4 protein-coding genes are annotated in these 6,187 nt (G+C 47.7%); 3 read left to right on the forward strand and 1 reads right to left on the reverse strand.

Features of this window, described 5'->3' with window-relative positions:
• Positions 1-10: 10 nt before the first annotated feature.
• A complete protein-coding gene (locus AAA952_RS04960) occupies positions 11-1,342 on the forward strand; it encodes a M16 family metallopeptidase (RefSeq protein ID WP_338254942.1) in 1,332 nt (443 codons plus the stop codon).
• Positions 1,339-2,817 carry a M16 family metallopeptidase gene (locus tag AAA952_RS04965; protein ID WP_338254944.1) on the forward strand — a complete coding sequence of 493 codons (1,479 nt, stop codon included), beginning with the start codon at positions 1,339-1,341 and terminating at the stop codon, positions 2,815-2,817. The genes AAA952_RS04960 and AAA952_RS04965 overlap by 4 nt, the downstream gene beginning before the upstream one ends.
• A gap of 88 nt (positions 2,818-2,905) precedes the next feature.
• Here AAA952_RS04965 and AAA952_RS04970 read toward each other — a convergent pair whose 3' ends face one another.
• Complete coding sequence (locus AAA952_RS04970) at positions 2,906-4,933, reverse strand: S9 family peptidase (protein WP_338254946.1); 2,028 nt, start codon at positions 4,931-4,933, stop codon at positions 2,906-2,908.
• A 212-nt stretch (positions 4,934-5,145) separates the two neighbouring features.
• On the opposite strand from AAA952_RS04970, the gene AAA952_RS04975 reads away from it, so the two are divergent.
• The gene (locus AAA952_RS04975) at positions 5,146-5,697 is read left to right on the forward strand and encodes a hypothetical protein (RefSeq protein WP_338254948.1); all 552 of its coding nucleotides are present in this window, start codon (positions 5,146-5,148) and stop codon (positions 5,695-5,697) included.
• The last annotated feature ends 490 nt before the right edge of the window (positions 5,698-6,187 follow it).

The following is a 6,187-nucleotide window of genomic DNA, read 5'->3' on the forward strand; positions in this document are numbered from 1 at the left end:
AGCGAACAAGATGAAGCGCACGCTATCGGCTCTGGTGTTGGCCATGGGACTTTTGACCCCCCTAAGCCAAGCACAGGCCACCACGGCAGAAGACATTAAGAGTTTCACGCTAGATAACGGCATGAAAATCATGGTGCTAGAAGATGCCTCAATTCCCAATGCCAACATGTATTTATTTTGGAAGGTCGGTTCACGTAACGAAGTGCCCGGCATTACCGGTATTTCGCACTTTTTCGAACACATGATGTTCAACGGTTCGAAAAAGTACGGCCCAAAAATGTTCGACCGTACTATGGAAGCCGCGGGTGGCGCAAACAATGCGTATACCACTGAAGACATGACGGTTTATACCGATTGGTTCCCCGCCAATGCGCTCGAAACTATGTTCGATCTCGAAGCTGACCGCATCGCTAACTTAGATATCAACCAAGCCATGGTCGATAGCGAACGTGGCGTAGTGCAGTCGGAGCGTTCCACTGGCTTAGAAAACTCTAACTGGAATGCCCTCGAAGGCGAAATCAAAGGCGTGGCATTTTTAGCCCACCCTTATTCGTGGTCGGTGATCGGTCACGAGTCGGATATCGCCGCTTGGTCGCTGGAAGATTTAGTCCAATACCATAAAACCTATTACGCGCCGAACAATGCCGTGGTCGTGATTGCCGGTGATGTAAAGCTTGCCCAAGTAAAAGCCTTGGCAGATAAGTACTTTGCGCCTATTCCGGCACAGACTCCGCCTAAAGCGATTCGCACTGTCGAACCTGAGCAAAAGGGTGAGCGTCGCACCTTTGTGCAAAAGGCATCGGTCAGCACACCTAATGTGATGTTGGCATACCATATTCCAGCGGCAACCCATGCGGATTTTTATGCGCTGGACTTATTAAGCTCGATTCTAAGTCAAGGTAATAGCTCGCGTTTATATCAATCACTGGTTGATAAACAAGTGGCCTTAGAAGCGCAAACCTACATGCCGATGTCGGTCGATCCTAACCTCTTCTATGTGATGGGTGTTGCTACACCTGAGGTGAAAGCCTCGACGCTGGAGCATGCGCTGATTGAGCAAATCGATGCGATTGCGGCCCAAGGTATTACCCAGCAAGAATTGGATAAAGTTAAAAATATTAAGTTGATGGATTTTTATCGCTCGATGGAAACCATTAATGGTAAGGCTAATACCATAGGCACCTATGAGATGTATTTTGGCAGTTACGACAAGTTATTTAATGCACCTGAAGCCTATAACAAGGTGACGCCTGCGGATATTCAACGAGTTGCCCAAACCTACTTACGTAAATCGAATCGCACTGTGGCTGTGCTGGCGGCAACCGAGGAGTCCTCCCTATGAAATCGATAGCAGTGAAATCGACAGCAATGAAATCACTTAAGATGGCATCACTGGCGAAACCGTCTAAGTTAATGGCAGCATTGGCTTTAGGCACCAGCTTAGTCTTAGCGGGCTGCGCGGCGACATCGGCACCAAAGCGGGTCGATACTGGCAGTTTTGCGATGCCAAGTTACGATAAGTTTGTGTTAGATAATGGCTTAACTGTGTACTTAATGCCGCAGCGCGAAGTCCCTTTGATTACCTTAAATGCCGTGGTGCGTGCGGGTGCTGTGAATGACACCACCGCAGGCGTAGCACAAATGACGGCAGAAGGTTTGCTGTTAGGGGCGGCGGGGAAATCTAAGGCGGATATCGAGCAGCAAGTGGATTTTCTCGGCGCAAGCTTAGTGGCCGAAGCGGATAAGGAAGGCAGTTATCTGAGTGCAGACTTTATGGCGAAGGACATTGACTTGATGCTGGGCTTATTTAGCGCGGCGATGTTAACGCCTGACTTTGATGCCGCCGAGTTCGATAAACTCAAACAGCGCGCGATTGCAGGGCTGCAGCAGGATAAAGAAAGCCCGCGGGCGGTGATTGGTCGCTACTTTGATAAGCTCGTATTTGGTGCACATCCCTATGGCAATGCGGCTTCGGGTAACAGTGATTCGCTTGAACAAGTGACTGTGTCGCAGCTGCGCGCCTTCCATAAGAGTTACTATCAACCTTCCAATACCGCGATAACTGTCGTGGGTGACTTTGATGTGGCGACGATGAAAGCCAAGCTGACGCAAGCCTTTGGTCAGTGGCAAGGCAGCGAAAAACTGGTACAACCTGATTTAAACCAAGGTTTGCCTCAGTTGACTGAGGCCAAAGTCTTGCTGGTGGATAAACCCGATGCAATCGAAACTACTTTTGTGATCGGGGGCTTAGGTATTAGTCGTGACAATCCAGACTATGTAGGTTTAACGGTAGTGAACACTATTCTAGGTGGTCGTTTTACCTCTTGGCTTAACGACGAGCTGCGGGTGAACGCAGGCTTAACCTATGGCGCACGCTCAGGTTTTAGCCCTTATACCGATTCGGGCGTATTCACAATCAGTACTTTCACTAAGACGGAAACCACTCAAGAAGCGATGGATTTAGCCTTGAAAACCTATGCACGTTTATGGGAAAAAGGTGTAGATCAAGCGACCTTAGATTCGGCTAAAGCCTACGTTAAGGGTCAGTTCCCGCCTCAGTTTGAAACCTCAGGGCAGCTGGCGGGATTGTTGTCTGGCATGTATCTGTACGGTTTTGATGATAAGTTTATCAATGAGTTCCAAGCTAAGGTGGATGGTTTGACCTTAGAAGAAACCCAAAGGTTAGTGAAAACTTACTTCCCGCAAAAAGATCTGCAATTTGTGCTGATTGGCAATGCGGCTAAGATTGCACCTATTGCCGCTAAGTTCGGCAAAGTGCAAACCGTCGATATTAAAGCCACGGGATTTGGCCAATAAGCTATCATTGCGAGGCTTGATTCAATAAAGAAAAGGTCTGCATAGTGCAGACCTTTTGCTTTTCTGTTCTTGGTGCTAGATGCAGCGTTTATTGTCCACCCGGCTTAGCATAATGGGTCATCCAATCTTTCACTTGGTTATACCAATAGATAGAGTTATTAGGTTTCATAACCCAATGATTTTCATCGGGGAAGTAAATCATCCGTGATTCCACATTGCGAGTTTGCAGTGTGCGGAACAGTTCAAATCCTTGTCCCACAGGTACTCGGTAGTCGAGCTGACCGTGGCTGACTAAGGTCGGAGTGTTAAAGTTAGCCGCAAAGTAATGGGGAGAAATGGCTTTATACAGTTCAGGATTATCCCAGTAGTTGCCAAATCGGGTGCTGTGCACGGCAAAATCCGACGCCATTTGTGAATACATGTCGTAAACCGCAGCATGGATCAACAAGGCTTTAAAGGGATGTGGTTGACCTAAAATAATTGAGGTTAGATAACCGCCGTAACTTGCGCCACCCGCCACCATGCGGTCGCTGTCTATCCAGCTTTGCTGTTTAAACCAGTCTGCCGCCTTGAGCACATCTTCGAGGGATTTATTCTTCCAATCTGGGTTAATCGCATCGGCAAACGCTTGTCCGAAGCCGCTAGATCCATGGAAGTTTGGCCATGCAGTGACATATCCCCAAGACGCGAAGGTTTGTGCGTTCCAACGGTAATGGAAACCGTCGGTAATGGCGTTGTGTGGCCCGCCGTGAACTAGCATAAAGAGTGGATATTTTTTACTGCGATCGAATCCGGGGGGATAGTGAACCCACATTTGAATATCTTGATCTTGATATCCCTTGTAGGTCACTGATTCGTAAGTGCCTAAATCAACATCTTTGAGAATATCGTCATTAAAATTCTCTAGGCGTACCGTCTTACCATTGCCGGGATTAATGCTGACCAAGTGCGCTGGGTGCAAAAAGCTCTCGTTGGTGGCAATCAGTTCACCGTCTTTGCCTATGGCGGGTTGGCCAAAGTCAGTTGCCTCTGTAATGGCTTTGACTTTACCGTTTTTGGCATCGATATGATAAATGCGGTTAGTGGCGGCATCTTCGATGGTGGCATAAAAGCCTTTACTGTCGGGGGTCCAATTAAATTGGCTGACCGAACGATCCCACTCTGGTGTTAGTGTATTAAGTTTACGGCTATCGATATCCAGTAACATCAGCCTTGAAGTATCGGCATAGAAACCGGGGATTTTCTGACGGGTAAAAGCCAACGTTTTGCCATTGGGGCTAAAGCTGGGATCAGCATCTGCGGCTTGATTTTCTGGGGTGATATTCTCTGCTTTACCACTGCCAATCGTCGCAAGGAAAATATCCAGTTTAGGGTCGATATGGTTGTCTGAGCCATAAGTACTGAAGGCAATTAAGCCTTCATTAGGCGAAATATCGTAACTTGAACTGCTTTGGCTCGAGCGTGGTAATTCATGGCCGAGCGCTTGCGTCACGGATTCGACTTCGCCGCCCGAAGCGGGGATCCTAAATACATGGGCTTGGCGACGTTCATCTAACCAGTGATCAAACTGAGCGTAGGGCAAAGCGTTCCACTGGCGAGCGGAGACCTTATTGTCCTCGTCGGCTTTTAGTTGGGTTTTCATCTCGTCCCATGTTTGATTTGGGAATATATTGCTGATGAAATACAAATGCTTGCCAACCCATTTAATACCATTTACGCCAGTAGGTATGTCGGTTAAGCGCTGCGCTTCACCCGGACCGTCCATAGGCAATAGGTAGATTTGGCCTGCGTCGTCTTCATTTCGCTCACTTACAAAGGCCAAGGTTTTACCGTCGGGCGAAAACACGGGCTCGCTCACCTTTAACCCTTTGACTGTAATAGCACGATTATTTTTACCTTCGCCATCAAAACGCCATAACTGGGTCGAACCTTTATCTTCCTTCAGATCATATTCTGTGACTGGCGCAATAATATGCTTACCAGAGGTCGATACGACTGGGCTACCAATACGCTTAAGTTGCCAGAGCAATTCCACCGAGAGCGGTTTACCCTGCTCCGCAAATGCTGAGCCGAATGGCATCAACAGACAGAGCAATAAGATTCCTGTCTTCTTCACTGTGAGTCTCCTTATCATACATATAGTTATAATGATTTTATTTGTGGTGCAGATTCGAGAGTATAGAAACCGAGCATGAAAGCAAACTGAGTGATAACCCATAGCGGGACGCTTTGTGTAAGCATCTGTGAATAGTTGTCGGCTAATTGTGATTTGTTGATGGCAGAATTACAGGCTAATCTAGGGTGATATTTCGGCTGAGGACTAGGTAGATGCAGAATAAAATCAACCGATTAAGACTATTATGGGGAGTGACAATTGCACTGAGTGCTGCTATTCCTCTGGCTGCGCACGCGGCTAAGGTGAGTTTTAGTGAGTTTTGCCCTCAGTTTACCGGTCAATGGGTGGGTGATGCAGCCAAAGTGGGGGAAGTGCCACGAAAAGTGACTGTCACCGGATTTTGCTCCCATGATAAGCGGCAGCTGTTATTGTCTGTGAGTGTTGGCACGCGTGCGCCCTATAGTGAAACCTGGTGGTTTAGGGAGCAGGGCGAGCAAGTGTTGTTGACCTATTACGATGGCGTGTCCCAAGAGAAGCTGCAAGTCTTTAGCTTATATCGTCAAAATGGCGATTATTCTTTGCTGGGTGAGGGCGTGGTGACTGCCCGGTCTGCGTTAATTCAATTACTGTTCGAGGCAAAGGGGGCGGGTGCTCAAGCTAACGCATGGCAATGGACGCAGAATATTCAATATTTAGACGATGATGTTGATCGCTATCAGCTTTTTCGCGGGATAGAGATGACGCCAGTCGCGCCATCTCAATAAGTGTACTAACTCATACACGAACTGGCAGTTTTGATTATGTAGTACGACTTAATCGTACAATCTCCACTTGACACCACACAACTCACTTCGGGACAAAAAAGCGTTAGATTTTATGCACTAAAGGTGGGTAATAGCATTAGGTAAGTTATGGCAACCAGATTCGTTTACACTGACCCCGTGTATTCGTTGGCTGATATCTACTAACGCAGACTTGCCATGGTGTTCACTCACCGACACGCAGCAAGTCCCTCCGTGGATGCTCAACCGCCCCGTCCATGGTGCGGACGGTCGTCTCGCCAATCACCATGGCTCACCTGTTTAACATCGGTGTTGCCTGTTTGCTTTAAAGTAGATATGTGACTCGTTTGGGGACAGAAATGTGTTGGAAAGTAGTGTTTGGGGAGCAGTAATTTCAGTTGTTAGAAGTTCAGCGTTTACGGGTATCCACTCGCACAGGCTTGCCATGTCATTCACTCATCGACACGCAGCC

The sequence above is a fragment of the Shewanella sp. M-Br genome (genome assembly GCF_036245925.1).
GTDB classification, from domain to species: Bacteria; Pseudomonadota; Gammaproteobacteria; order Enterobacterales; family Shewanellaceae; genus Shewanella; species Shewanella oncorhynchi.

Excerpts from the sequence above, each read along its gene's own strand:
- AAA952_RS04960 (WP_338254942.1), top strand. The coding sequence starts at position 11 with ATGAAGCGCACGCTATCGGCTCTGGTGTTGGCCATGGGACTTTTGACC.
- AAA952_RS04965 (WP_338254944.1), top strand. The coding sequence starts at position 1,339 with ATGAAATCGATAGCAGTGAAATCGACAGCAATGAAATCACTTAAGATG.
- AAA952_RS04975 (WP_338254948.1), top strand. The coding sequence starts at position 5,146 with ATGCAGAATAAAATCAACCGATTAAGACTATTATGGGGAGTGACAATT.